General features: G+C 73.3%; 18 protein-coding genes. 9 read left to right on the top strand and 9 right to left on the bottom strand.

Going from position 1 to position 26,650, the window contains the following annotated elements:
* Together ACMA1D_RS14235 and ACMA1D_RS14230 are read right to left on the bottom strand one after the other, a co-directional pair.
* Positions 1-2,529, bottom strand: a 2,529-nt coding sequence (locus ACMA1D_RS14235) for an ABC transporter ATP-binding protein (RefSeq protein WP_414724315.1), incomplete at its 3' end; no start/stop codon positions are given.
* Between the two features lie 512 nt (positions 2,530-3,041).
* Positions 3,042-3,401 (bottom strand): helix-turn-helix domain-containing protein, encoded by a 360-nt coding sequence (locus ACMA1D_RS14230; protein ID WP_414724314.1) that lies wholly within the window; start codon positions 3,399-3,401, stop codon positions 3,042-3,044.
* Positions 3,402-3,601: 200 nt separating this feature from the next.
* Here ACMA1D_RS14230 and map point away from each other — a divergent pair, with 200 nt between their 5' ends.
* A complete protein-coding gene (gene map, locus ACMA1D_RS14225; RefSeq protein WP_414724313.1) occupies positions 3,602-4,369 on the top strand; it encodes a type I methionyl aminopeptidase in 768 nt (255 codons plus the stop codon).
* Positions 4,370-4,475: 106 nt separating this feature from the next.
* Here the strand turns inward: map and ACMA1D_RS14220 are convergent, their stop codons facing one another.
* From ACMA1D_RS14220 to speB, 4 genes are all read right to left on the bottom strand, one after another.
* A complete protein-coding gene (locus tag ACMA1D_RS14220) occupies positions 4,476-5,843 on the bottom strand; it encodes an extracellular solute-binding protein (protein ID WP_414724312.1) in 1,368 nt (455 codons plus the stop codon).
* Between the two features lie 383 nt (positions 5,844-6,226).
* Positions 6,227-9,334 (bottom strand): substrate-binding domain-containing protein, encoded by a 3,108-nt coding sequence (locus ACMA1D_RS14215; protein WP_414724311.1) that lies wholly within the window; start codon positions 9,332-9,334, stop codon positions 6,227-6,229.
* A gap of 5 nt (positions 9,335-9,339) precedes the next feature.
* A complete protein-coding gene (locus ACMA1D_RS14210) occupies positions 9,340-9,726 on the bottom strand; it encodes a hypothetical protein (protein WP_414724310.1) in 387 nt (128 codons plus the stop codon).
* A gap of 725 nt (positions 9,727-10,451) precedes the next feature.
* Positions 10,452-11,426, bottom strand: a complete 975-nt coding sequence (gene speB / locus ACMA1D_RS14205; RefSeq protein ID WP_414724309.1) for an agmatinase — start codon at positions 11,424-11,426, stop codon at positions 10,452-10,454.
* A 696-nt stretch (positions 11,427-12,122) separates the two neighbouring features.
* Between speB and ACMA1D_RS14200 the strand changes: the two genes are divergently transcribed.
* Positions 12,123-12,932 carry a phosphatase gene (locus ACMA1D_RS14200; protein ID WP_414724308.1) on the top strand — a complete coding sequence of 270 codons (810 nt, stop codon included), beginning with the start codon at positions 12,123-12,125 and terminating at the stop codon, positions 12,930-12,932.
* Between the two features lie 375 nt (positions 12,933-13,307).
* On the opposite strand, the gene ACMA1D_RS14195 is transcribed toward ACMA1D_RS14200, so the two are convergent.
* The 3 genes from ACMA1D_RS14195 to ACMA1D_RS14185 all read right to left on the bottom strand — a co-directional run bounded on the left by ACMA1D_RS14195 (position 13,308) and on the right by ACMA1D_RS14185 (position 16,176).
* On the bottom strand, positions 13,308-14,252 hold the full coding sequence (locus ACMA1D_RS14195; protein ID WP_414724307.1) for an acyl-CoA thioesterase: 945 nt from the start codon (positions 14,250-14,252) through the stop codon (positions 13,308-13,310).
* A gap of 34 nt (positions 14,253-14,286) precedes the next feature.
* Positions 14,287-15,444 carry an acyl-CoA dehydrogenase family protein gene (locus tag ACMA1D_RS14190; RefSeq protein ID WP_414724306.1) on the bottom strand — a complete coding sequence of 386 codons (1,158 nt, stop codon included), beginning with the start codon at positions 15,442-15,444 and terminating at the stop codon, positions 14,287-14,289.
* A gap of 123 nt (positions 15,445-15,567) precedes the next feature.
* Entirely contained in the window at positions 15,568-16,176 is a 609-nt protein-coding gene (locus ACMA1D_RS14185; RefSeq protein WP_414724305.1) for a TetR/AcrR family transcriptional regulator, read from the bottom strand.
* Positions 16,177-16,277: 101 nt separating this feature from the next.
* Here ACMA1D_RS14185 and ACMA1D_RS14180 point away from each other — a divergent pair, with 101 nt between their 5' ends.
* The 7 genes from ACMA1D_RS14180 (at position 16,278) to glmS (ending at position 26,418) form a co-directional block, all read left to right on the top strand.
* Positions 16,278-17,924 carry a carboxyl transferase domain-containing protein gene (locus ACMA1D_RS14180; protein ID WP_414724304.1) on the top strand — a complete coding sequence of 549 codons (1,647 nt, stop codon included), beginning with the start codon at positions 16,278-16,280 and terminating at the stop codon, positions 17,922-17,924.
* A gap of 256 nt (positions 17,925-18,180) precedes the next feature.
* Complete coding sequence (locus ACMA1D_RS14175; RefSeq protein WP_414724404.1) at positions 18,181-20,400, top strand: acetyl/propionyl/methylcrotonyl-CoA carboxylase subunit alpha; 2,220 nt, start codon at positions 18,181-18,183, stop codon at positions 20,398-20,400.
* Positions 20,397-21,422: a hydroxymethylglutaryl-CoA lyase gene (locus tag ACMA1D_RS14170; protein ID WP_414724303.1), complete on the top strand. Its 1,026-nt coding sequence runs from the start codon at positions 20,397-20,399 to the stop codon at positions 21,420-21,422. Before ACMA1D_RS14175 ends, ACMA1D_RS14170 begins: the two co-directional genes overlap by 4 nt.
* A 2-nt stretch (positions 21,423-21,424) precedes the next feature.
* On the top strand, positions 21,425-22,591 hold the full coding sequence (locus tag ACMA1D_RS14165; RefSeq protein WP_414724302.1) for an acyl-CoA dehydrogenase family protein: 1,167 nt from the start codon (positions 21,425-21,427) through the stop codon (positions 22,589-22,591).
* Between the two features lie 164 nt (positions 22,592-22,755).
* On the top strand, positions 22,756-23,637 hold the full coding sequence (locus ACMA1D_RS14160; protein ID WP_414724301.1) for a DUF4429 domain-containing protein: 882 nt from the start codon (positions 22,756-22,758) through the stop codon (positions 23,635-23,637).
* An 86-nt stretch (positions 23,638-23,723) separates the two neighbouring features.
* Entirely contained in the window at positions 23,724-24,023 is a 300-nt protein-coding gene (locus tag ACMA1D_RS14155; RefSeq protein ID WP_414724300.1) for a hypothetical protein, read from the top strand.
* A gap of 574 nt (positions 24,024-24,597) precedes the next feature.
* Positions 24,598-26,418, top strand: a complete 1,821-nt coding sequence (gene glmS / locus ACMA1D_RS14150; protein WP_414724299.1) for a glutamine--fructose-6-phosphate transaminase (isomerizing) — start codon at positions 24,598-24,600, stop codon at positions 26,416-26,418.
* Positions 26,419-26,650: the final 232 nt, after the last annotated feature.

Genomic DNA, 26,650 nt, shown 5'->3' with positions numbered 1-26,650 from the left:
GCGCCCGGCGGCGTCCGGGCGCACCCAGAGTTCGGGGGTGACGGCGAGTGTGGCGGCCTGCGCCTCGCGCGCCCGGCCGACCGGGTCGGCGTGCGCCGCGGTGAGGTTCCCCGACCGGGTCTCGGCCGTGCCGATCTCCGCCAGTTCGGCGATCTCGTCCGCGAGGTCGTCGCCGTACGCGGCGCCTTCGGCCCGGCGCTCGGCCAGCGCGTCCAGCCGCCGGTGGTCGACGCTCGCGCCGGAGCGGCGGCCGGGCGCGGGGCCGTCCGTACCGGCGGTGTCGCCGGCCGTGGGGCGGTCGTCCGTGGGGCGGTCGTCCGTGGGGTCGCCGGCGTGGCCGTCCGCGGCGGGCCCGCCGTTCGCGGTGGCCCGGGCGTGCGTACCGTCCGGGTCGCCGGGGGCGCTCCCGTCCGGTGCCGCGTCCGCCGGGCGGTAGCTGGGCAGCAGCAGCCCGGCCGCCGCGGATTCGCCGCCGAACCCGCCGGCGACGGGCCCGGCCGCACCGGCGGCCGGGCGCTCCGGCGTACCGCCGTGCGCGTCGTCGCGCGCGCTCGCGCCCGCGAGGGGCGCGGTGCCGGCGGCGCCCTGGCCGTCGGTCGGCGCCCGGTAACCGAGGCCGGCCACGTCACGTACCACGTCGCCGAGCTCGTCCGGGTCGGTCAGCAGCCGGCGGTAGAGCGGACAGCGTTCGACCAGTTCGGCGTGGGTGCCGACGTCGGCGAGGCGCCCGCCGTCCAGTACGGCGATCCGGTCGGCGAGGGCCAGCGTGGACTGGCGGTGCGCGATGAGCAGCGTGGTGCGGCCGGCCATCACACTGCGCAGCGCCTCGTGGATCTCGTGCTCCACCCGGGCGTCGACGGCCGAGGTCGCGTCGTCGAGCAGCAGCAGCCTGGGGTCGGTGAGGATCGCCCGGGCCAGGGCGATGCGCTGGCGCTGCCCACCGGAGAGCGTCAGGCCCTGCTCGCCGACCTTGGTGTCGTAACCGTCCGGCAGTTCGTCGATGAACCGGTCGGCCTGCGCGGCCCGCGCCGCCGTGCGGACCTGCTCGTCGGTCGCGTCGGGCAGCCCGTACGCGATGTTCTCGCGCACGCTGGCCGAGAACAGGAAGCTCGTCTCCGGTACGAGACCGATGGCCGCGCGCAGCGACGCGTACGTCAGGTCGCGCACGTCGTGGCCGCCCACCCGCACCGCGCCACCGGTCACGTCGTAGAACCGGGGCAGCAGCAGCGACAGCGTGGACTTGCCGCTGCCGGACGCGCCGACCACGGCCAGCGTCTCGCCGGGGGCGATGCGCAGCGAGACGTCCTGGAGCACGGGGCGCGCGCGGGATGCGCCGTCCGCCCCGGAGGCCGCCGGGTCGCCCTTGGCCAGCGCGACCCCGGAGGATTCGGCCGCGGGCGCCCCGGCCCCGGGCGAATCGGCCGCAGGCGCTTCGGTGGGGCCTGCCGGCTCCGCCGCGGTGCCGTAGCCGAAGGTGACGTGGTCGAACTCGACGGTGGCCGGGGCGTCGGCGGGCAGCTCGTGGGCGTCGGGCCGCTCCGCTATGGCCGGCTCCGTGTCGATCAGTTCGAAGACGCGCTCCACGCCCGCGCGCGCCTGCTGCCCCACGGTGAGCATCATCGCCAGCATCCGGACCGGGCCGACGAGCTGCGCCAGATAGGTGGAGAAGGCGACGAAGGTGCCGAGCGTGACCTGACCGCGGGTGGCCATCCAGCCGCCGAGGGCGAGCATCGCGACCTGGCCGAGCGCCGGGACCGCCTGGAGGGCGGGGGTGAAGCGGGAGTTGAGCCGTATCGTGCGCAGCCTGGCCGCGAACAGGCCGCGGCTCACCTCGCGCAGCTTGCCGGTCTCCTGCTCCTCCTGCCCGAAGCCCTTGACCACCCGGACGCCGCTGACCGCGCCCTCCACGACGCCGGCCACGGCCGCCGCCTGCCCCTGCGCGTACCAGGTGGCGGGGAAGAGCCGGTCGCGGCTGCGGGCCGCGATGAACCACAGGGCGGGGCCCACGGCCAGCGCGACCAGGGTCAGCAGCGGTGAGAGCACCAGCATGACGACGAGCGAGATGATGAAGAGCAGGACGTTCCCGACCATCATCGGGAGCATGAACAGCAAGCCCTGCACCAGTTGCAGGTCGCTGGTGCCGCGGCCGAGCACCTGACCGGTGCTCAGCTCGTCCTGACGGCGCCCGTCCAGCCGGGAGATCGACTGGAACATCTCGGTCCGCAGGTCGTGCTGGACGTCCAGGGCGAGGCGCCCGCCGTAGAAGCGGCGCACGTACGTCAGCCCGTAGACCACCACGGCCGCCACGACCAGCAGCGTCGCCCAGGGGGCCAGCGAGCGGTCGTGCGAGACGATCACGTCGTCGATGATCAGCTTGGGGATGAGCGGAACGAGCGCCGTGACGGCCATCCCGGCGAGCGACGCGCCGAGCGCGAGCACCACGTTGCGCCGATACCGCCAGCAGTACCGGGCCAGTCTGCGCGCCCAGCCCTCTTGCCCAGCGCTGGTCGTCGCGGCTGTCGCTGACACTCCCTGCCTCCCCGCCTCATGGTCATCACCGGAAGGCTGCAACGCCGTGGCGTGCGGATTTCATTCCGCCGTAACAAACAAAGAAGCGCACGATGGGCGCACACACGATCGAATGCTCAGTGTGCGCGCCCCCGAGCGCGGGGGCACGCCGGGCGCCGCCCCCACTCGGCTCCGAGCGGAATGCGCCTGCGCCCCGAGGCGGGGCAGGGCGACTGTGCGAACTCGACGCACATGCCTCGGCGCCCATCCGGAAGCGCCTCCCGCGCGCACGCCCGCACGAGGAAGAGGCCCCCACCGACGATTCGGCGACGCGCCCGCCCGGAGCACGCACCCAGGCATACGGCGAAGTACGGCGCTCCAGGTGTGACCAGCCCGGGAACGCCAGCACGCGCGCACACGCACGCGTGAAAGCCCCCGCGGGCACCACAAAGCCGCCCCGGGCAAGCAGGCTGGCGCCCGTCCGGGGCGGATGAGCCGGCGACCGCCCGGGGGACCGGGCGGATCAAGCCGCGCTAGGCCGCCGCGGGACCCCAGAGCGCCGCGACGTCAACGCCCACGGCGTCCGCAGCGGCGGCCACTCCCGCAGCGCTCCCGGCACCCTCGCCGCTGCCCGCCTCCGCCGGCAGGGCCACGGCGGCACAGTGCGCCGCCACGTCGTCCAGGCGCAGGCCGAGCGTGCCGACCAGGGCGGCGACGGTGAAGAAGGCCGGTGTCGGGGCCCGGCCGGTCTCGATCTTGCGCAGGGTCTCGGCGGAGATGCCGGCGGCGGCGGCGACGTCGGCCATGCTCCGTTCGCCGCGCGCCTGTCGCAGCAGCAGGCCCAGATGACGGCCGCGCTCGCGTTCCAACGGGGTGAGGGGTGTGCGCACCATGCCGCCATTGTAATACCGGCATTGCAATACCGGTAAAGCAATCCGGTACAGTAATAACGGTATGAAAATTGGCGCAGCTCTGGGCTGGCGTCCGCTCCGCTGCGCCCCGGCCGCCCGCGCCACGGGCCCGGAGCGCCCCCGCTGGTTGAACCCGCCCCCACCTGCCGTACGCACCAACGCACCAGGAAGGACCCCCACCCATGGTGGAGATCAAGACAGACGGCGAACTCGACGCCATGCGCGAGGCCGGCCGCATCGTGGCCCACGCGCTGGCCGCCGCCGAGCAGGTCGCGGCCGTCGGCGTCCCGCTGACCGCGCTGGACGAGGCGGCGCGCGAGGTACTGCGCGCCGCCGGCGCCGGTTCGCCGTTCCTCAACTACCGGCCGCACTTCGCGGCCACCCCGTTCCCCGCGGTGCTCTGCGCGTCGGTCAACGACACGGTCGTGCACGGCATCCCGGGCGACTACCGGCTCCGCGACGGCGACCTGGTCAGCATCGACTGCGGCGCGACCCTGGACGGCTGGGCCGGCGACGCCGCCACCAGCTTCGTCGTGGGCACCCCGCGCCCGGCCGACCTGAAGCTGATCGAAACCGGCCGCGCGGCCCTCGCCGCGGGCATCGCGGCGGCCGTGCCCGGCGCCCGGATGGGCGACATCGGCCACGCCATCGGCACCGTCGGCCGCGCCGCCGGCTACGGCATCCTGGCCGACTACGGCGGCCACGGCATCGGCCGCCGGATGCACGAGGACCCGCCGGTGCCCAACGAGGGCCGGCCGGGCCGCGGCTTCCGGCTGCGCCACGGCCTCGTCCTCGCGCTGGAGCCGATGTTCACGGCGGGCGGCGCGGACGCGTACGTCATGGACGTCGACGGCTGGGGGCTGCGCACGGTCGACGGCAGCCGCGCCACCCACAGCGAGCACACGGTGGCGATCACCGACGACGGCCCCCGCGTCCTCACCCTCCCGTGAACCCTTCCGTGCCCTCTTCCCTGCCCCTCCCCCGAACCCTCCGTTGGGCCCCATCAGGCCCCGTTGCCCCCTCCTCGCGCCTGCCGCCGCGCCCGCCCCAACCCCCTCACCCGTCCTCCGGCAACGCGCGTTGCAGCGCCCGGTGCAGGTCGCGCGCCACCTCGCCCGGCGCGTCCGGCGCATCGCCGATCAGCCGGCCCAGATGGTCGGCGAACACCTGGCTGAACGCCCCGTACAACGGGGTGCGCGGACGCAGCACGGCGTCCCGCAGGGCCGTCCGTACGACGGCTGAGGACCGGGGCCGCCCGTCGGTCGTGCGGGGGATACGGTCGGCGCCCTCGCCGGCGGGCGACGGGGCGGCAGGGCCGGGCGGCCGGAGCCGACAGCGCGCGCCGTCCTCCTCGTACGCGCTCGCGCGCGTGGCGGCGAAGCCCGCTTCGAGCAGGCACCGTTCGCCTCCCCTGCCGGTCAGAAAGCGCACCAGGTCCTCGATGGCGGCCAGGTTCTCCGGCGGGGCGTGACGCGTGACGGCCAGGTCCTGCCCGCCGAGCACGGCCTTGCCCGGCAGCGCGACCAGGCCGAGTTGCCCGCCCGTCAGATCCTGGTGGAGTTGCCCGTACGCGTACGGCCAGTGCCGCAGGAAGGCCGTCTTGCCGGCGGCGAAGTCGGCCAACAAGCGTGCCTCCGCGGACTCCTGCGCGCCGTCCAGCGTGTACGCCCGGTCGACGCGCCCGGCGAACTCGGTGAGCCCGGCGCGCAACTGCCCCTCGGTGCCCACGTACCGCCCCTCGGCGTCCACCAGGGGCTCGGCCTCACTGATGGCCCCTGCGGTGGCGAACGCCTCGATGCCGTTAACGGTCCGCCCCTCGTACGAGCCGAGTTGGGTGGTCCACGGCTTGTCGTAGCCGGCGGGCAGGTCGCCACGGCCCTGCGCCTGGAGCAGCGTGTGCTGTAGCCCCTTGAACCGGGCCCAGCTCATGGCCTCCGTCCCCAGGTCGGGCGTGGTGAAGCCGGCGGCGGACAGGTAGTCGCGGCGGTAGTAGAGCAGCCCGACGTCGCTGTTGAACGGGACCGCGTACACCGCGCCCCGCCAGCGGCCGGTGGCCGCAGCGGTCGGCAACACGTCCGCATCCAGGAAGGACTCGTCCAGTTCGCGCACCAGGTGCCCGTCCGCGAACTCCGGCACCCACGTCACATCAAGATTGACCACGTCGTAGTGCGAACTGCCCGACTGGAGCGCCCCGAGCAACTGGCTGCGCTGCTGGTCGGCGGTGCCCGGCAGCTCCACGAGCCGGGCCCGCAGCGGCGACCCCGAACGCCGGCTCCGTTCGTTCCAGGCGTCCACCATCTGCTGGCGCACGCCGCTGCGCCCGGTGATGTCCTGGCCGCTGGCGATGGTGATCACGCGCGGGTCGCCGTCGCTGGTGAACGCGCCGTCGTCCGTACCGCCCGCGGACGTGCACCCGCTGCCCACGGCGAGCAGGGCGAGCAGCGCCGCGAGCGGGCCGGCCGCGCGCCACGGCCTCGCGCGCGAGCGCGCGCGAGGCCACCGGCCGCTGCCAGGTGGTGACTTCGTCTCCTGTTTCTCCCTCGATCGGCCGCTCCGGTCTGCTTCTGCGCCGGGCGTCCGGATCGCCTGAACCGCCTGAACCGCTTTGTCTGTTCGGTCTGTTCGGTCTGTTCGGGCTAGCCGGTCGGGCCGGCTGGGCTGACCCGGCTGGTCCGATGAGACCAACTGGCCCGTTCGGGCCGCCCGGCCCGTTCGGCCTGTCTGGTCAGGCTGGTCAGACGGAGCCACCTGGCCCAGACGGCCCGTACGCCTCAGACGGCTCGTACGCCTCGTACCTCCCCGCCATCTCATGCCGCGTACCCCGGGTCGCCCTCCGCGGCCTGCGCCACCGCGTCCCGCAGTCCGGCCGCCCGGTCGTCGCGCTGGTCGAGGCAGCCCCCCGCGGAGGCTTCGGCGATCCGCTGGTCGGGCTGGCCCGGGTCGCAGCCGCGGCTGCTGAAGGAGACCACCGCCACCGGCACGCCGTGCTTGCGCAGCGCCCCCAACAGGCCCGGCAGTCCCTGCTGCCCGCCGGGGCGCCCGTTGTCCTCGTCGTCGGTGAGCAGCACGACCAGCGCGGGCCGCTCCTCCCCCGCGCCGCGCCTGGCCAGTTCGGCGACTGCCGCGCGCAACGCGCCGTACGGGTCGGCCTCGTGCTCCGTCAGCCGGGCCCGATCGGCGAGGCCGCGCCGGGCGGCGGCCCGGTCCTTGTGCGGGCCGAACTCCAACAGCCCGGTGTCGTACGGGCGCTCGGCGTACGCGGGTGCGGCCACCCGCCATGCGCCGTACTCGTCCCGCGGCCCGAGGCCATCCAAGGAGCGCGCCAGCAGCGCGGGCGCCCCGTCGGCGCCCTCCCACACGCCGGCCATGGACGGCGAGGCGTCGAGCAGGTAGAGCACCCGCCCGGGGCCGTTGGCCGCGCGGTAGCGGTCCAGCGTGTCGCCCAGGCCGTCGCCGGCGCGGTCGTCGGGCGCGGTCGACTCGGGGACGGGGCGCGGGCCGCCCACCGGTCCGACGCCGCCACCGGGCGGCGGCCTGCCGTCCTTGGACCAGAAGCCGGCCGACCGGAACACCCGTTGCCCCGCGGGCTCGGCCAGCCACCGCGCGAAGCCGTCGAGCCCGACCCTGCGGGTACGCGCCGTGGCGGAGTTCTGGTCCGACCCCTCCCAGGTGAGCGACACGGCGACGGGGGCGAGGGCGGGGACGTCGTCGGGGTAGACGGCTCGGCGCGGCACCCGCGTCTGCGCCTGGCAGTCCAGGTCACCGGCCAGCAGCAGGTACTCGGGCACGATCGCCGCCGTGCTGCGGTCCGCCTCCCGGTCATCGGCCAGCGCGCACAACAGGCCGGCCCCGTCCGGGGCCAGCGGCCCGCCGTGGGCCAACCGTCGCTCCACCGAACCGGCCTGCTCTTCCCCGTACAGCGCACGCGTCGCCAACAGGGCCGCGTCGGTCGACTCCGGGTCGGGGCGCCGGACGTGCCGGCCCGCACCGGCGTCGAGGAAGGCGCGGACCAAGTGGGACAGCGAGCTGCCGGCGGGGCCCGCGGTACGGCCGTCCCGGCCGGTGGGCCGGTCCCCCTGCCCCGCGGAGTGACCGTCGCGGGCGGGCGGGCCGGCGGTAGGGGCACCGGACGGCGCGGGCAGGGCGAGCACGGTGGGCGAGTAACCGAACGGGGCGGACGGGGTGCCCAGGTCCACGTCCTGACTGCCCTCGGTGGCCCGCGTGACGTCCGCGGCCGTCGCCGGAATCCACAGGTCGGGCTGGGCCCCGACGTCGCGCTGCGGGTCGAGCGGGGCGGCGGACGGCACGTTGGTGGTGCCGGCTCCGGCGCCCGTGCCCGCGGCTCCTTCGGTGGGCCTGACGACGTGCCCGGGCGGTCGCTGCCACACGTTAGACAGGTCGTGGAAGGCGGTGATCACATCGGAGGTACGGGCCGCGTACACGGTGATCCCCACCCGGGCGCACGACCCGTCCGGGTGATTCGCGGCCGACAGGGTGTAGGTCTGCGCGGCCGTGCGTACGACCTGGTGCAGATCGGGATCGGTCAGCACGCGCAACTCCTGCGGCGGTGCACAGATCCGCGCGGCGGGGGCCTTGCCGAACACGTGGAGCAGGGCGCCGACGACGGCCAGGACCGTGCCGACGGCCGCGCCGGCCATCAGCCAGCGCCGCCCCCGGGGCCAACGGGGCCCGCCGCCCCGCCGCTGCGCAGCCCCAGGCTCGCGCCCGAGCGGATGACTACGCGCGCGTGGGCGCGGGCGTAGGCGAGGGCGCCCACGTGAACGTCCGCTCCGACGCACACCCACACGCGTGCGCACACGCAGTCGCCGGCGCGACGGGGCTGGAGCCGGTGCGGAATCTGGCTCGGGAGCCGGCACGTCCGGGGTGCCGTCCGGCTCGCCTTCGTGACTGCTGTTCAGGTCGTCGCCGGTGCTCGGGCTGGTGGCACCGCCCGTGCTGTCGTCGTCGCCGGGCGGGGGCACGGCATCCGCACCGTCCGGCGACGACGAGGCAGCGCCGGCGGACGTACGAGCCAGGACGACGTCCGCGTCCGGGTCGCCCTGTCGGGTCTGCGGTTGCCACGCCGCATCCGCGAGCGTGCGCTGTCCGGCCATCCGCCTCCGGAGCGCCGGCCCGAGGCGTGCGAAGGTCACAGGGCGCCCGGGTCGCGCGCTGCGCAACACGTCGAGCAGCGCCGCGGTGAAGGGCGTAGGGGTGTCCGCGGGCCCGGCGTCGATGCGCCGGTTCGCCTGCACCGCGGTGACCAAGAAGAACCGTTGCCGCGGTTCGAACGCCTCCAGGACGCGTAGCGCATTGCCCGCGAAGCAGCAGTCCAGGACCACCACGATCTGCCGCGCCGGCGAGGTGCGCAACACGCTGAACACCTCGGTCAGCGACACGGAGCCGGTGAAGACGTGCTGCGCGCCCGGCACGGTACGGGCCCACGGCAGTTGCAGCCAGAGTTCGGAACCGGAGGACGGGACGGCGCCGTGCCCGGCGAAGTAGAACAGCAACACCCCGTGCGTCTCGGCCGCGGCCTCCCGCAACACCTCGTTGAAGGCGTCGATGCCAGCAGGTTCGACGACCAGCACGCCCCCGCCCGCGCCGTCCGCGCCCCCGCCCTCGGCCACAGCACCAGAAGGGCCGTCGGCAGCGCCGGACGAGTCGTCGGTGGCGCGCGACGGGCCGTCAACAGTGCCGTCAGGGCCACCGTCCCGGTCTTGGCCGGCCGCGCCGGCAGGCCCGGTGAAGACGCCGCCGGCGCGTAACGCCGCCGCCAACTCCACGAGGTTCCTGCGGACCGCGAGCAGGTCGCCCGGCACCCCGTCCGGCGATTCCCACTCCCTGCGCGCGTATTCGGGCACACCCACGAGCAGCGCCAGGTTGTCCCCGCCCCCGGGGTCGCGTGCCGGCATCGTGCCTACTCCTCGTCCTCCGCATCGGAGTCCGAGGAGTCGTCCGTCCATCCGTCGCGGACCTCGGGTGGATCGCCGCCCTCCACTTGGCGGCGGTTGTCGCGCCAGGCCGCGATGCCCTGTTTGACCGCGGCGTACAGGTCATCCAACGCCGGCTGCGCCAGCGCCCCGAGCACCACGATCAGCACCTCGCTCGCACCGCCCATGGGATGGCCGTCGCCGTCCCCGGCGGGAGCCGGCCGCAGGTCGATCCGCACCAGGTCCAGCCGCGCCCACTCCTCAAGCAGTTGCTCGCGCTCCAGCCAGGCGCACAGCGCGGACACGTCCCGGTCGGTTTCGGCGTCCGGCAGCCAGATCCGTAAATCCCGCCGCCGTTCATCTCCGTGCGTCATAAGCGCCCATACTCGCACTGCTTTTACCGCGACTCAGAGAAGCGTGCACGGAAATGTGACCCGGCTGTTACGTCGAGACCATTCCCGCGATTCCCCAACGGAATTTTACGGGGCGAGGAATGTCACGACGACGGAAAAATCCCGATCACTGGCGCGTTGTTGCCCGCGTTTCACGAGTGGCCCAAGTGCCCGAGACAGGTACGGAGTTCCCCGGTCTGGAACCGTCCCCGCGCGGCTACTCCTGGCCAGCGCCCCGCAGAACGCCGTAGCGGATGGCACCCGTCCGCTGCAATGACGGCGCCCGACGGACGCACTCCCCTCGTCGCGCAACGCTCGCACACAAGATCGCCGTATCTCATCCCGGGACATTTGCGCAATGCAGGGAAAGTATGGTTCCGATCCATCCCGATGAGGAATTCCACTTCGCGCCCCCGCCCATTCGGGACGGGTCCCGAATTCCCCGTCGTACGCTCAGCCCGTGTGCCCAGGCCCGCGCCCGCACGGAAGCACGGCCTTTGTCCCCCGCCACACCATCGACACGCGCCACCCCGCGCGCGGGGACGCCCGTACGGAGACCTTTCACGTACGAATCCCTCGGGGCGCAGCACGAGGCCGGGGCGGCGCGGGGCCAGACGGGCGGGCGGCGCCGGGGCCGGCCGAAGGGGGCGCGCTTCCCACCCGCGCCCCCGCCCCCAGCCATACACCCACGCCCGCCCGCCGCAGCACTACCGCACGCGCGCGTCCGCGATCTGCCGGGACATGATCGTCGTCAGCTCGTACGCCGTGTGCGAGGCCGCGACCGAGGTGATCTCCGCGTGGTCGTACGCCGGGGCGACCTCGACCAGGTCCGCCGAGACGAGGTGGCAGCCGGCCAGGCCGCGCAGGATCTCCAGGAGTTCGCGCGAGGTCAGGCCGCCGGCCTCCGGCGTGCCGGTGCCGGGCGCGTGCGCCGGGTCGAGCACGTCGATGTCGATGGAGACGTACAGCGGGCGGTCGCCGATGCGCTGCCGCAGTTGGTCGGCGACCTCGTCCACGCCGCGCCGCATCACATCGGCCGACGTGACGATGCCGAAGCCCATCTTGGCGTCGTCGTCCAGGTCCTGCTTGCCGTACAGCGGGCCGCGGGTGCCCACATGGGAGAGGGCCGACGTGTCGAGGATGCCCTCTTCGACCGCGCGCCGGAACGGCGTGCCGTGCGTGTACTCGGCACCGAAGTAGGTGTCCCAGGTGTCCAGGTGCGCATCGAAGTGCAGCAGGGCGACCGGGCCGTGCCGCTTGGCGACCGACCGCAGCAGCGGCAGCGCGATGGTGTGGTCACCGCCGAGGGTCATCAGCCGGGCGCCGGTGGCGAGCAGGTCATCGGCGGCGGCCTCGATCGTCTCGACAGCCTCGCCGATGTTGAACGGGTTGGCCGCCACGTCGCCCGCGTCCGCGACCTGCGCGAGCGCGAACGGCGACGCGTCCTGCGCCGGGTTGTACGGGCGCAGCAGCCGCGACGCCTCCCGGATCGCGTTGCCGCCGAACCGGGCGCCGGGCCGGTAGGACACCCCGGTGTCGAACGGAACGCCCACCACGGCCACGTCCGCCGTACCCCCCACCTCATCGAGGCGCGGCAACCGCGCGAAGGTGGCGGGCCCGGCGTACCGGGGGATGCGGGACGAGTCGACGGGGCCCACAGGCTCCCTGGGGGCGCTGCTCATGTGGCCTCTCCTGTCATTGCCTGTTGTTGCCGGGGGGGGGACGGACCGGGTGGATCGGTGTGGACCAGGTGGACCGGCGGGCCTGGCAGACCGGGCGGGCCGGGCAGACCCGGCGGTCGAGCCCGGCGTACGGCCCCCGCCGCGCGCCTCCGCCCACGCCCGCCGTCCTGCCGTCTGGTCGGCCGGCCAGCCGTCTGGACGACCCGCTCGGCCCGCCCGCCGGTCGACGACCACACATCCGCAAGCCCAGCAGCCTCACGAGACCCGGCAGCCAGCCCTCTCCCAGTGGTACGGGGCGGCCAGCGGGCGCGTGGGGCCCGTTCACGCTCCCGGAGCGTACGGACCCCGGCGCGCGCTCCGACATGGACGTTTAGAAGCGGGCCCGCGACCCATTTCGCCACAACGTCCAGGATGTGCCCGCGCGCCCCGCCCCGGCCACCCGGCACGGCCACCCCACCCCAACCGGCCCGCGCCAGCCACACCGGGCAACGGCCCCGCGCCCACCACGCGCCCACGCCCGGCTCCGGACTCCGGAGCACGCCGGAGCACCCCGCGACGCACCACACCGGGCCGCACCACCCCAACGCCCGCAGAGCGGCCCCCACCAGGCTCCCGCGCCGCAGGCGGAGCCACCCCCGCACCTCGTCCGTGCGCGTTGATCAGACGTTCAGCTCATCTCGGGCCGCAGGCGGCACAATGGTCAGCATGCCGATACCCAGCCCCGTGCCCGACCGGGCCGCACTGGTCGACCATCTGGTCCGCACCCGCATCGCGGGCAACGTCGCCACCCCACGTGAGAACAACCTCTCCCACTACCGCAAGCTGGCGAACGGCGACCGTAACTTCTGGCTCGGGCTGGAACTCGGGGACCGCTGGACCGACGAGCAGGACGTACTGGCCGTGATGGCCGAGCGCTGCGGGGTGATCGACGACCCCGAGTACCGCACCGGGCAGGACACCATCGACCCGCAACTGACCGTCGACGCGCTGGACCGCAAGGCCGCCGTGTTGCGCAAGGCCGCCGAAAGCCAGAGCCGGGTGCTGTTCGCGACGGGGCACCCGGGCGGCCTCATCGACGTACACCGCAGCGTCGCGGCCGGACTGCGGGCGGTCGGCTGCGAGATCGTGGAGATCCCCGGTGGGCTCCAGGCCGACGAGGGCTTCGTCTTCCAGTTCGCGGACGTGGCGATGCTGGAACGCGGCGCGACCCTCTGGCACACCCACTCGCCCGAGCCGATGAACGCCATCCTCGACGGGCTCACCAGGGAGGGCCGCCCGCTGCCCGACCTGGTGGTCGCCGACCACGGCTGGGCCGGGTGCGCGGGTCAGCGCGGCATCGACGCCGTCGGATACGCGGACTGCAACGACCCGGCGCTGTTCATCGGCGAGGCCGAAGGCACGCTGGCCGTCACCGTGCCGCTGGACGACCACGTCACCAACCCGCGCTTCTACGACCCGATGACCGCCTACCTGTTGGACGCGGCGGGCCTGCCGGCGCTCCCGTAACCACCGCTCCCGGCGCACGCCCCGCGCAGCAGACGCCCTACGCGCCCCCTCCACGTGGTCGATCCATGCACCACTGGACCGTGTCCCGTGGCCGGTGCGCGCCCCTCACCGGCCGCGCTACGCCACGGACGGGACCTCAGTCGCACGCGTCCCGAGGCGCGCGGGGCGTTCGGCTGGCGTGCGCCCGAACGCCCGGCGCCGTACGGCCAGTGTTGTACGGCCAGCGCCGTACGGCCGGCGCGTGAGAGCACCCGCCCGCTCCCCCGCGCGTCCGTACCCCACCGCTACGCCCCGACAGCCGGACCGCCCCGACGCCAGGGGGAGCCGGCACCGGCAGGCTGCCGCCCCGGCGTGGCCAACGGCGCCCGCCGGTGACTATGCGCCAGCCGCGCCGGCCGCCCCGTCCACGCCCTCCGCGCCACCACGCGGCCCGGCGCGCCGCCGGGGCACCCGGATCAGCCCCTCCTGGATCACCGAGACCGCCAACTGGCCGTCCGCCGTGTAGATCCGCCCCTGGCCGAGCCCGCGGCTACCCGAGGCGGACGGGCTCTCCTGGTCGTACAGCAGCCACTCGTCCGCCCGGAACGGCCGGTGGAACCACATCGCGTGGTCCAGGCTGGCGCCCACCACGTCCCCGGCCACCCAGCCGCCGCGGCCGTGGGCGAGCAGGATCGAGTCGAGCAGGGTCATGTCGGAGACGTAGGTGACCAGGCAGACGTGGAGCAGCGGGTCGTCGTGCGCGCCGTCCAGTTTGCCGTCGGTACGGAACCACACCTGCGAGCGCGCCTCGCGCGGCTGGCCCGCGGTGACGAACGGCGGATCGGCCACGTACCGCAGGTCGACCGCCGCCCGGGCCCGCACGAGCCGCGGGATGACGGTGGGGTCGGGGAACCGGTCCGCGTGCCGGCGCAGCATCTCCTCGGTGGTCGGCAGCGTCGACGGGTCGGGCGCCGCCGGCATCTGCGCCTGGTGTTCGAGCCCGGCCTCCACCCGCTGGAAGGAGGCCGAGAGGTGGAAGATCGGCAGACCGTGCTGGACGGCGACCACCCGGCGGGTGGTGAAGGACAGCCCGTCGCGGATGCGGTCCACGGTGTAGACGATGGGCGCACCGGGGTCGCCGGGGCGCAGGAAGTACGCGTGCAGGGAGTGCGGGGGGCGGTCGGCGGACACGGTGCGCCCCGCGGCGATCAACGCCTGGGCCGCCACCTGTCCGCCGAACACCCGCGGCACCAGTGAAGGACGGCTGACACCTCGGAAGATGTCCTCGTCGATCCGCTCCAGATCGAGCAGGTCGAGCAGGTCAGCAAGGGCTTCGCGCATGGTGGTCGCTCACGCTCGGTCGGTGCGCCCGCGGCTACAGGCCCATGGACTTGGCGATGATCGTGCGCATGACCTCGCTGGTGCCGCCGTAGATCCGGTTGACCCGGTTGTCGCCGTACAGGCGCGCGATCGGGTACTCCATCATGTAGCCGTAGCCGCCGTGCAGTTGGAGGCACTTGTCGATGACGACCGCGGCCCGCTCGGAGGCGAAGAGCTTGGCGGACGCCGCGTCCGCCGGGCTCAACTCGCCCGCGTCGTGCGCCTCAAGCGCCCGGTCCACCACGGCCTCCAGCGCGTCCACGTCCGACTTGCAGTCGGCGAGCACGAACTTGGTGTTCTGGAAGGACGCCACCGACTTCCCGAAGACCTCGCGCTCCTGCACGTACTGCTTGGCGAACTCCACCGCGGCTGCGGCCTGGGCGTACGCGCCGACCGCGATGCCGAGCCGCTCCTGCGGCAGGTTCTGCCCGAGGTAGGCGAACGCCTCGCCCTCCGCGCCGAGCCGGTCGCCGACGGGCACCTTGACGTCGTTGAAGGCGAGTTCGGCGGTGTCGGAGGTCCGCAGGCCCAGCTTGTCGAGCTTGCGGCCTACCGTGTAGCCGTCGGACGAGGTGTCCACGGCGAGCAGCGTGATGCCCGCGCGACGGTCCGCGGGGTCCAGCGGGGCGGTGCGCGCGCAGACGATGACCCGGTCGGCGAGCACCCCTCCGGTGATGAACGTCTTGGCACCGTTGAGCAGGTAGTACGTGCCGTCGTCGGACAGCTTGGCGGTGGTCCTCATGCCTGCCAGGTCGGAGCCGGTACCGGGCTCGGTCATCGCGATGGCCATCATCATGTCGCCGGTGATGAACGGCGGCAGCCAGCGCTGCTTCTGCTCGTCGGTGGCGTACGCGAGCAGGTATGGCAGGCAGAGCGCGGTGTGCACGCTGGAGCTGCCGAAGCTCACCCCGGCACGGGCGCACTCCTCGGTGATGATCGCGTGGAACTTGAAGCTGGTCTCGCCCGCGCCGCCGTACTCCTCGGGCACCTCGATGCCGAAGACGCCCAGCTCACCCAGCTTCTTGTAGAAGTCGCGCGGCACCTGACCGGCCTCAAGCCACTGGTCGTAGACGGGCACGACCTCGGCCGCGATGAAGTCGCGGATCGTCTGCCGAAACGCCTCGTGGTCCTCGTTGAACACCGTACGGCGCACGCTGTCTCCTCCTAGAGCGGCCTCGATCGCGAGCCCGGGAGTTTGACTAAGCGCTCGCTCAGTAAAGTTACCTGCGGGTTGATACGACTGTCCAGAGAGGCGCGACGCCGGGCGGCGTCCGGCTCAGAGCGCGTCCAGCGCCCCGTGCGCGAGCCGTCGCAGCAGTGCGGCGGTGTCCTCGCGACCGGGCAGGAAGCTGGCGTGGCCGAGGTGCGGCGTGGAGTTGAGCAGCCCGAACACCGCATGCACGGCGGCCCTGACCTGCACCTCCGGCGCATCGGGGCGCAGTTGCCGCACGACCTCGACCCACAGCTCGACGTACTGCCGCTGGAGCTGGCGCACCAGCTTGCGGTCGCTCTCCTTGAGCTGACCGAGCTCCCGGTCGTGCAGGGTGATCAGCGGCCGGTCGTCGAGGGCGAAGTCGATGTGCCCGTCGATGAGCGAACCGAGCACCTCCCGCGGCCCGGCCGCCGACTCGGCCGCCTCCGCGACCCGCCGCTTGCCGCCGGCGAGCAGCCGGCCGCTGATGCCCACCAGCAACTCGGCGAGCATCGCGTCCTTGCCCGCGAAATGGCGGTAGAGGCCGGGGCCGCTGATGCCGACGGCGGCCCCTATCTCGTCGACACCGACGCCGTGGAAGCCACGGGCGGCGAAGAGCCGGGCAGCCTCGGCGAGGATCTGCTCCCGCCGAGTGGGGGCAGGGGCCTGGGTCCGCGCAACTGGTTCGCTCACGAAATCCATTCTAGACAGAAGCGTTAATGAGCGTTAACCTGAGATCATCAGTTAACGCTCATTAACCGTACGCTCTTCAACCGTGCAAGGGGGCCCGACGCATGGGGCAGGCACCAGTGCTGGCCAGCGGCGCCGATCCGACATCCGACGCCTGGCGGGCGAACGAGGCGGCGCACCGGGAGCTGGCGGCGCAGTTGCGCGAGAAGCTCGCTGCGGCGCGGCTCGGCGGCGGCGAGCGCGCCCGGGCCCGGCACACCGCGCGCGGGAAGCTGCTGCCGCGCGACCGGGTCGACGCGCTCCTCGACCCGGGCTCGCCCTTCCTTGAGCTCGCGCCACTGGCGGCCGACGGGCTGTATGACGGCCAGGCCCCGGCCGCCGGCGTCATCGCGGGGGTGGGCCGGGTCGCGGGCCGCGAGGTGGTCGTGGTGGCCAATGACGCCACGGTCAAGGGCGGCACGTATTACCCCATGACGGTCAAGAAGCACCTCAGGGCCCAGGAAGTGGCCCTGGAGAACCGCCTCCCCTGCCTCTATCTGGTGGACTCGGGCGGTGCCTTCCTGCCGATGCAGGACGAGGTCTTCCCGGACCGCGACCACTTCGGCCGGATCTTCTACAACCAGGCGCGGATGTCCAGCGCCGGCATCCCGCAGATCGCCGCGGTCCTCGGGTCCTGCACGGCCGGCGGTGCGTACGTCCCGGCGATGAGCGACGAGGCGGTCATCGTCCGCGAGCAGGGCACGATCTTCCTGGGCGGCCCGCCACTAGTGAAGGCCGCCACGGGCGAGGTGGTCACCGCCGAGGAGTTGGGCGGCGGCGAGACGCACTCCAAGACGTCCGGTGTGACCGACCACCTGGCCGAGGACGACCCGCACGCCCTGCGCATCGTGCGCACCATCGTCTCCACACTGCCCGAGCGGGGCCCGCTGCCCTGGTCGGTCGAGCCGGTCCGGGAGCCCGCGGTCGACCCCGCGGGGCTGTACGGGGCGGTCCCGGTGGACTCGCGCACGCCGTATGACGTGCGCGAGGTGATCGCCCGGGTGGTCGACGGTTCGGAGTTCGCCGAGTTCAAGGCGGAGTACGGGACGACGCTGGTGACCGGCTTCGCCCGGATCCACGGCCACCCCGTCGGCATCATCGCCAACAACGGCATCCTGTTCTCCGAATCCGCCCAGAAGGGCGCCCACTTCATCGAGCTGTGCGACCAGCGGGGCATCCCCCTGGTGTTCCTCCAGAACATCTCCGGCTTCATGGTCGGCAAGCAGTACGAGGCGGGTGGCATCGCCAAGCACGGCGCCAAGATGGTGATGGCCGTCGCCTGCGCCCGGGTGCCGAAGCTGACGGTGGTCATAGGCGGTTCCTACGGCGCCGGCAACTACTCCATGTGCGGGCGCGCCTATGCCCCCCGCTTCCTGTGGATGTGGCCCAACGCCAAGATCTCGGTGATGGGCGGGGAACAGGCGGCCTCGGTCCTGGCGACCGTCAAGCGGGACCAGTTGGAGGGGCGGGGCGAGGAGTGGAGCCAGGAGGACGAGGAGTCCTTCCGCGCCCCGATCCGCGCCCAGTACGAGACCCAGGGCAACGCCTACTACGCCACGGCACGACTGTGGGACGACGGCGTGATCGACCCGCTGGAGACCCGTACGGTGCTCGGTCTGGCCCTCACCGCCTGCGCCAATGCGCCGCTGCCCGGCACCCCGGGCTTCAGCAGCGCGGACGCGGCCCCGGGCTACGGCGTCTTCCGGATGTGAGGGGCGCACCATGACGCAACCCCAGCCGCCCGCGGGCCCCGTCCCCGGCGCGGCCACCGGCCCCGCGGGCGAGGCCCCACGAGACGGGACGACGCCCCGGCGAGCCCTGCCGGCCCAGCAGATCCAGCAGGCCGAGCAGGTTCAACAGAAGACGCACACAGCGACAGAGACGACCGGAGGGACCGCCGCACAGCCGGCGGCCCATCAGACGCCCGGCCAGCGGGCCGGACGGGAGGCGGAGCGGGTGACAGCGGCGATGTTCGACACCGTGCTGGTCGCGAACCGTGGCGAGATCGCGGTCCGGGTCATCCGCACCCTGCGCGAGCTCGGGGTGCGGTCGGTGGCGGTGTTCAGCGACGCGGACGCGGACGCGCGACACGTCCACGAGGCGGATACGGCCGTGCGCATCGGCCCCGCGGCGGCGGCCGAGAGCTATCTCTCGATCGAGCGGCTGCTGGACGCCGCGCGGCGCAGCGGCGCGCAGGCGGTCCACCCGGGGTACGGCTTCCTCGCCGAGAACGCCGCGTTCGCCCGGGCCTGCACCGACGCCGGCCTAGTCTTCATCGGCCCACCGGCCGGGGCCATCGAGCTGATGGGCGACAAGATCCGGGCCAAGGAGACGGTGCGCGCGGCCGGGGTGCCGGTCGTGCCCGGCTCCTCGGGCAGCGGCCTGAGCGACGCGCAACTGATCGAGGCGGCACGGGAGATCGGCACGCCCGTGCTGCTCAAGCCCTCGGCCGGCGGCGGCGGCAAGGGCATGCGCCTGGTGCGGGACGAGGCCCTGCTGGCCGACGAGATCGCGGCGGCCCGCCGGGAGGCCCGCGGTTCCTTCGGCGATGACACCCTCCTGGTGGAGCGCTGGGTGGACCAGCCCCGACACATCGAGATCCAGGTACTGGCCGACGCCCACGGCAAGGTGGTGCACCTCGGCGAGCGCGAGTGTTCCCTCCAGCGCCGCCACCAGAAGATCATCGAGGAGGCGCCGAGCCCCTTCCTCGACGAGGCCACCCGGGCCGCCATGGGGCAGGCCGCCGTCCAGGCCGCCCGCTCCTGCGGCTACACCGGGGCCGGCACGGTCGAGTTCATCGTGCCGGGCGGCACCCCGGGCGCCGACGCCGAGCAGGGCGGCCCCGGCGACTACTTCTTCATGGAGATGAACACCAGGCTCCAGGTCGAGCACCCGGTCACCGAGTTCATCACCGGCATCGACCTGGTCGAGTGGCAGCTCCGGGTGGCGGCGGGTGAGCCGCTGCCCTTCACCCAGGAGGACATCACCCTCATCGGCCACGCGGTGGAGGCCCGTATCTGCGCCGAGACCGTGCGGGCCACGCCCGACGGCGCGCGGGTGGACTTCCTGCCGTCAGCGGGCACGGTCACCGCACTCGGCGAGCCGTCCGGCGAGGGCGTGCGGGTCGACTCCGGCCTCTCGGCCGGCAGCGACGTGGGCACGGCCTACGACCCGATGCTCGCCAAGGTCATCGCGTACGGGCCGGACCGGGCCACCGCGCTGCGCCGGCTGCGCGCGGCACTCGCCGAGACCACCATCCTCGGCCTTGACACCAACACCGCGTTCCTGCGCCGGCTGCTCGACCATCCCGCCGTGGTCTCCGGCGCGTTGGACACCGGTCTCGTCGACCGGGTGGCCGCCGAGTTGATCCCGGCCGAGATCCCGGCCGAGGTGTACGGGGCCGCGGCGCTGCTGCGGCAGGCGGCGCTGGAGCCGGCCGCTTCCCCGGGCCCCGCCGGCCGGCCCGCGGTCGCCCCCGCAGGCAGCGGCTGGACCGACCCGTTCTCGCTGCCCACCGGGTGGCGGCTGGGCGGTGAGAGCGCACCGACGGTGCACCCGCTGCGGGTGCCCGGCCACGATCCGGTGACCGTCCGGGTGCGCGGCCGGGCGCACGACGCGGTGGTGACCGTGGCGGACGGCGAGCCGGTGAGCGCCCGACTGGTCACCACACGGGTGGCCGGCGGCGTGCAGCAGGTGCTCGTGGAGTGGGCCGGGCTCACCCAGGTCTTCGCCCACTCCGGCGCCCATCCCGCCGGCCATGGTGCGGCCGGGCGCGGCGGCGCGTGGCTGGCGCGGGACGGCGACGTGTGGCACGTCGCGGACCACGATCCGGTGGAGGCGGCGCTGCGCGGCGGCGCGGCCGGGGCGCACGCGGGCGCGTTGACCGCCCCCATGCCGGGCACGGTCACCGTGGTCAAGGCGGCCGTCGGCGACGCGGTGACGGCCGGCCAGGGCCTGCTGGTCGTCGAGGCGATGAAGATGGAGCACGTCATCGTCGCCGCCCACGACGGCACGGTCACCGAGTTGGACGTGACCCCCGGAAGCACGGTCGCCATGGACCAGGTGCTCGCCGTCGTCACCCCGCACGAGACGGCCGACGCCCCCACGCACCGGAGCGAGACCGACGGCGCTCCCGACGACACCCGCGCCGCCGGTGGTCCCGGCGCCCGGCAGGAGGGCACGCGATGATCGAGGGACTGCCGATGGCCGTTCCGGCGCCGGGGCTCCCGGCCCGGGTGCGCATCCACGAGGTGGGCGCGCGCGACGGCCTCCAGAACGAGAAGGCGATCGTTCCGGTCGAGGTGAAGGCCGAGTTCATCCACCGCCTCGCCGACGCCGGTCTCACCACCATCGAGGCCACCAGCTTCGTCCACCCCAAGTGGGTGCCCCAACTCGCCGACGCGGAGCAGTTGATGCCGCTGCTGGCTGACCTTCACGGCCCCGACGGCCCCGGCGGGGGCAGCGCGACCAGCGTGAACGCCGCCGGTGCCGGGGCCATCAGTGACCGGACCGCCGGCGCGGGCCTGCGGCTGCCGGTGCTGGTGCCCAACGAGCGGGGCCTGGAGCGCGCCCTGGCGCACGGGGTGCGGGAGATCGCCGTGTTCGGCAGCGCCACCGAGTCCTTCGCCAGGGCCAACTTGAACCGCACGGTGGACGAGGCGCTGGAGATGTTCGCGCCGGTGGTCGCCAGGGCCGCCGAGGCCGGCGTGCGGGTGCGCGGCTATCTCTCGATGTGCTTCGGCGACCCTTGGGAGGGCCCGGTTCCGCTGGCCCGGGTCGCCGACGTCAGCCGCCGCCTGATCGACCTGGGCTGCGACGAGTTGAGCCTCGGCGACACCATCGGGGTGGCCACACCCGGGCACGTCAGCGCCCTGCTGACCGCACTCAACCAGGCCGGGGTGCCCACCGAGCGGATCGGCGTGCACTTCCACGACACGTACGGCCAGGCCCTGGCCAACACCCTCGCCGCGCTCCAGCACGGCGTGACCACCGTCGACGCCTCGGCGGGCGGCCTCGGCGGCTGCCCGTACGCGAAGAGCGCCACCGGCAACCTCGCCACCGAAGACCTCGTGTGGATGCTGCACGGCCTCGGCATCGAAACCGGGGTCGACCTCGGCCGACTCACCGCCACGAGCGTGTGGATGGCCGACCGGCTGGGCCGTCCCAGCCCCTCCCGCACCGTTCGCGCCCTCTCCCACAAGGAGTCGTAGCCATGTCTCTCGACCACCGTCTGTCCGCCGAGCACGAGGAGCTGCGCAAGACCGTCGAGGCGTTCGCGCACGACGTCGTGGCGCCGCAGATCGGCGAGTACTGGGAGAACCACGCCTTCCCGTACGAGATCATCCGCGAGATGGGCCGCATGGGGCTGTTCGGCCTGCCCTACCCGGAGGAGTACGGCGGCATGGGCGGCGACTTCCTGGCGCTGTGCCTGGCCATCGAGGAGTTGGCCCGGGTCGACTCCTCCGTCGCGGTGACGCTGGAGGCGGGCGTCTCGCTCGGCTCCATGCCGATCTACCTCTACGGCACCGAGGAGCAGAAGCGCACCTGGCTGCCGGACCTGTGCTCCGGTGCGGCGCTGGGCGCCTTCGGCCTCACCGAGCCCGGTGGTGGCTCCGACGCGGGCGGCACCCGTACGACCGCGCGCCTGGACGAGGAGACCGGCGAGTGGGTGATCAACGGCACCAAGTGCTTCATCACCAACTCGGGGACCGACATCACCTCCCTGGTCACCGTCACCGCCATCACCGGCCACAAGCCCGACGGCCGCCCGCGGATCTCCTCGATCATCGTCCCGTCCGGCACCCCGGGCTTCACCGTGGCCGCCCCCTACTCCAAGGTCGGTTGGAACGCCTCCGACACGCATGAGCTGGCCTTCTCCGACTGCCGGGTCCCGGCGGCCAACCTGCTCGGCGCCGAGGGCCGCGGGTACGCACAGTTCCTGCGCATCCTGGACGAGGGGAGGATCGCCATCTCCGCGCTGGCCACCGGCCTCGCCCAGGGATGTGTGGACGAGTCCGTTGCGTACGCCAAGACCCGTGAGGCGTTCGGCAAGCCGATCGGGGCCAACCAGGCCATCCAGTTCAAGCTTGCCGACATGGACATGCGTGCCCACACCGCACGCATCGCCTGGCGGGACGCGGCGTCGCGGATGGCACACGGCGAATCGTTCAAGAAGCAGGCGTCCCTGGCCAAGCTGTACAGCTGCGACGTGGCGGTGACCAACGCCCGGGAGGCCACCCAGGTCCACGGCGGGTACGGCTTCATGAACGAGTACCCGGTGGCCCGCATGTGGCGCGACTCCAAGATCCTGGAGATCGGCGAGGGCACCAGCGAAGTCCAGCGGATGCTGATCGCCCGCGAATTGGGCCTGGACGCCTGAGCCACCGCCCGCGCCGGGCCCGCGCCTGTGACCGCCGGTCCCGGCGCGCGGGCCCCGCACCGCAGGTCGCCGGGCCCCCGCCCCCTCCCAACGCCCGCACCTGAGCCCCGTGCCGCCGCGGTCCAACCGTCGCGCGCCCGGGCCAGCGTGGGAGAATCCCGCCCATGGCGGAGATCACCCAAAGGGACGGCACCTGGACCTTCGACGGGGAGGCCGTACGGATCGTGCCGGGCCGGGACAAGGGCGTGAGCCCCGCCCGGCAGGCCATCGGCGAACTGCTGGTCCCGCTCCAGGCGCTGGCCGGGGCCACCTTCGAGGCGGGGCGGAAGTCGGGCCGGTTGCGGCTGCGGCTGCGCGACGGGGCGGACCCGCTGCTCCAGGCGGTGGGGGGCCGGCTGCCGAGCGCTGCCGACCCGTACCAGCTCGCGGTCGAGGCGGACCGGATGGGCGTCGCCGAGTACTTCGTGGACGAGGTACGGAACGCGCTGCTCCTGGAGGGCGTGCCGTCCACGCCCTGCCACCGCTATCTGCTGCCCGGCCCCTCGGTGCCGCTGTCGGCCTCCGCCGGCGACGCCACCGCCTCCTTCGACGGCGAGAACATCCGCCTGGAGTGGAACTGGAAGACGGAGGACTCCAAGAAGTCGGCCGGCACCCAGGTGTTCGCCCTGGCCGATGTGGATGCCGTGGAGTGGCTGTGGCCGGCCGGTCTGGAGAACGGCTACCTGCGGTTCGTCGTGGCCAAGGCGCCGATCAATTCGCCGCCGAAGTACGACCCGCGCTCCGTCGAGCTGTACGGCTTCAAGAAGGATCCGCTGATGGCCCTGGTCGGGGCGGCCGTCGTGGCCCGGATGCCACACCCGGCCGCGCCGCCGGAGCCCGCCGCCACGGCCGCCCCGGCGCTCGTCCCGGCCGCCGCCGCGCCCGCCGAGGTCGATCACGACGCGCTGCTGCAACGACTGCGCGAACTGGGTGAGCTGAGGAACGACGGGATACTCACCGAGGAGGAGTTCACCGCCGCGAAGAAGGCCCTACTGCGCCATTTCTAGGCCATTGGCCCGTACCTTCGGCGTCCGCCTGCCCGATATCGGGCAGATTTCTTGCGAAACTCGTCGCTGCCGCGCAGTATCGACGGGTGTTCGATCGCCGCATCCGAAGTTCCGAGGCCGGCCAGTCGCCCCATGAGGACCTGGTCGACCATCTGGTGCGCAGTTCGCCGCTGGGACGCGGCGAGGCGGCCCGGGTGGTGCTGGACGTCCTGGCGTACTTCGACGAGACGGCGGAGGAATTCGTTCGACGCAGACACCGCGAACTCCAGTCCGCAGGGCTGACGAACGCGGACATCTTCGAACGGATCGAGGCCGAACTACCGCACCGCGCGGTGGCCCCGCCCACGCTCTCACTGCGCCAACTCCGCCGCATCGTCTACGGCTAGGGCACCCGCCCCGAACCGACCGGCCGGACACACCCGCGTACCGGCGCGCCCGGAACGCACCGCATCGCCAAAGCACCGCATCACCAAACCGCCGGAGCGCCACGGCAACACCGGCAACAAGCACAGCCAGCAGCCAGCACCACCAGCAACGAACACCACAGGCACAGGCACCACAGCAGTAGGCAACACCCGACAACAGCAAGCAACCGACAGCAACGGCACCACACCGGAACGTGGCGGCGCGCCCCTCCGCACCCCCACGCACCGCGAACCCGCACCGCACCCGCATTCGCCACCACCCCGCGCACCACCCACGCCCCCCGGCACCCCGGCACCACCCGGCACGCCCCACTCCGGGCAGTGCCCCGTACCGCCGCGGGAACAAGGCACCGCCGGCGACGTCAAGCATCCCCCCGACACCGCCAGCCGCCGCACGTCGCCGCCAACGACACGGGCACCACGGACGGCGCAAGGCACCACGCACGGCGAGCGAACGCGGGCAAACAGGGCAGAGACCAGCAGAAGAGCGGCGAGCGACCCCGGTGTACCGCCACCAGACGGAAGGAAAACCCTCATGTGCGGCATTGTTGGATATATCGGCAAGCGCGATGTTGCGCCCCTGCTCCTTGAGGGGCTCCAGCGCCTTGAGTACCGCGGTTACGACTCCGCCGGCATCGCCATCCACGCCGCCGGCAAGACCGGAGGGCTGAAGACCGCCAAGGCCAAGGGCCGGGTCAGGGAGCTGGAGTCGAAGCTGCCCAAGCGGTTCGCCGGCACCGTCGGCGTCGCGCACACCCGCTGGGCCACCCACGGCGCCCCCAACGACGTCAACGCCCACCCGCACCAGGACGCGGACGGCAAGGTCGCCATCGTGCACAACGGCATCATCGACAACGCCGCCGCCCTGCGCACCAGGCTGAGCGCGGACGGCGTCACCTTCGAGTCCGACACCGACTCCGAGGTGCTCGCCCACCTCATCGGCCGCTCCCCGGCCGCCACCCTGGAGGAGAAGGTCCGCGAGGCGCTGCGGCTGATCGAGGGCACGTACGGCATCGCGGTGCTGCACGCCGACTTCCCCGACCGGATCGTCGCGGCCCGCAACGGTTCGCCGGTGGTGCTGGGCATCGGCGAGAAGGAAATGTTCGTCTCCTCCGACGTGGCGGCGCTGGTCAGCCACACCCGACAGGTCGTCACGCTCGACGACGGCGAGATGGCCACCCTCAAGGCCGACGACTACCGCACCTACACCACCGAGGGCAGCCGCACCTCCGCCTCGCCGACCACGGTGGAGTGGGAGGCCGAGTCGTACGACATGGGCGGCCACGACACGTACATGCACAAGGAGATCTGCGAGCAGCCGGACGCGGTGGACCGGGTGTTGCGCGGGCGGATCGACGACCGGTTCTCCACCGTGCACCTCGGCGGGCTCAACCTGGACGCCCGCGAGGCGCGCGGGGTGCGCCGGGTGAAGATCCTCGGCTGCGGCTCGGCGTACCACACGGGCCTGATCGGGGCCCAGTTGATCGAGGAGCTGGCCCGCATCCCGGCCGACGCGGAGCCGGCGAGCGAGTTCCGCTACCGCAACGCGGTGGTCGACCCGGACACGCTGTACATCGCGGTGAGCCAGTCCGGCGAGACGTACGACACGCTCGCGGCCGTTCAGGAGTTGAAGCGAAAGGGCGCCCGCGTCCTCGGCGTGGTGAACGTCGTCGGCAGCGCCATCGCCCGCGAGACGGACGGCGGCGTGTACGTGCACGCGGGCCCGGAGGTGTGCGTCGTCTCCACCAAGTGCTTCACCAACACCGCCGTCGCCTTCGCCCTGCTCGCGCTGCACCTCGGCCGCATCCGCGACCTGTCCGTGGCCGACGGCAAGCGCATCATCGCCGGCCTGCGCAAGCTCCCCGAGCAGATCGCGGAGGTGCTGCGCGGCGAGGAGGAGATCAAGAAGCTGGCGGGGCTGTACGCGGACGCCAAGAGCATGATGTTCATCGGCCGGGTACGGGGCTACCCGGTGGCGCGCGAGGCGTCCTTGAAGCTCAAGGAGGTCAGTTACGTGCACGCCGAGGCGTACCCGGCGTCCGAGCTCAAGCACGGCCCGCTGGCGCTGATCGAGCCCGAGGTGCCGACCGTGGCGGTGCTCCCCGACGACGACCTGCTGGAGAAGAACCGGGCGACGCTCGAAGAGATCAAGGCCCGCAGCGGTCGCATCCTCGCCGTCGCGCACCGGGAGCAGGAGAAGGCGGACCACACCATCGTCGTCCCGCGCAACGAGGTCGAACTCGACCCGATCCTGATGGGCATCCCGCTCCAACTCCTCGCCTACCACTCGGCGTTGGCACTCGGCCGGGACATCGACAAGCCGCGCAACCTGGCCAAGTCGGTGACGGTGGAGTAGCCCACCCGCGGCCGACCGGCAACAGGTCGGCGCCGGCCGAGGGCGCCGAGGAACCAGCCGTACGGAACGCGCGGGCCGGCGGGACACCGAGGCGTCGGCCGTACGGGGCGCGCGGGCCGGCAGGGGGCGCCGTTGGGGTCGGTCGTACGGGATGCACGGGGGGAGCCGCAGGCGCCGCGTACGACAGCGGAAAGGTGGCTTCCCGCGCGTGCCACCACGCGCGCGGGAAGCC

The sequence above is a fragment of the Streptomyces sp. 796.1 genome (genome assembly GCF_047525675.1).
GTDB lineage: Bacteria > Actinomycetota > Actinomycetes > Streptomycetales > Streptomycetaceae > Streptomyces.
The sequence above is the reverse complement of the archived record's forward strand: the minus strand, read 5'-3'. Positions and strand labels throughout refer to the sequence as shown.

Coding starts and splice junctions, on each gene's coding strand:
- ACMA1D_RS14215 (WP_414724311.1), bottom strand. CDS start 9,334: ATGCCGGCACGCGACCCCGGGGGCGGGGACAACCTGGCGCTGCTCGTG.
- ACMA1D_RS14175 (WP_414724404.1), top strand. CDS start 18,181: ATGTTCGACACCGTGCTGGTCGCGAACCGTGGCGAGATCGCGGTCCGG.
- ACMA1D_RS14200 (WP_414724308.1), top strand. CDS start 12,123: ATGGTCAGCATGCCGATACCCAGCCCCGTGCCCGACCGGGCCGCACTG.
- glmS (WP_414724299.1), top strand. CDS start 24,598: ATGTGCGGCATTGTTGGATATATCGGCAAGCGCGATGTTGCGCCCCTG.
- ACMA1D_RS14160 (WP_414724301.1), top strand. CDS start 22,756: ATGGCGGAGATCACCCAAAGGGACGGCACCTGGACCTTCGACGGGGAG.
- ACMA1D_RS14230 (WP_414724314.1), bottom strand. CDS start 3,401: ATGGTGCGCACACCCCTCACCCCGTTGGAACGCGAGCGCGGCCGTCAT.
- map (WP_414724313.1), top strand. CDS start 3,602: ATGGTGGAGATCAAGACAGACGGCGAACTCGACGCCATGCGCGAGGCC.
- ACMA1D_RS14165 (WP_414724302.1), top strand. CDS start 21,425: ATGTCTCTCGACCACCGTCTGTCCGCCGAGCACGAGGAGCTGCGCAAG.
- ACMA1D_RS14210 (WP_414724310.1), bottom strand. CDS start 9,726: ATGACGCACGGAGATGAACGGCGGCGGGATTTACGGATCTGGCTGCCG.
- speB (WP_414724309.1), bottom strand. CDS start 11,426: ATGAGCAGCGCCCCCAGGGAGCCTGTGGGCCCCGTCGACTCGTCCCGC.
- ACMA1D_RS14170 (WP_414724303.1), top strand. CDS start 20,397: ATGATCGAGGGACTGCCGATGGCCGTTCCGGCGCCGGGGCTCCCGGCC.
- ACMA1D_RS14195 (WP_414724307.1), bottom strand. CDS start 14,252: ATGCGCGAAGCCCTTGCTGACCTGCTCGACCTGCTCGATCTGGAGCGG.
- ACMA1D_RS14180 (WP_414724304.1), top strand. CDS start 16,278: ATGGGGCAGGCACCAGTGCTGGCCAGCGGCGCCGATCCGACATCCGAC.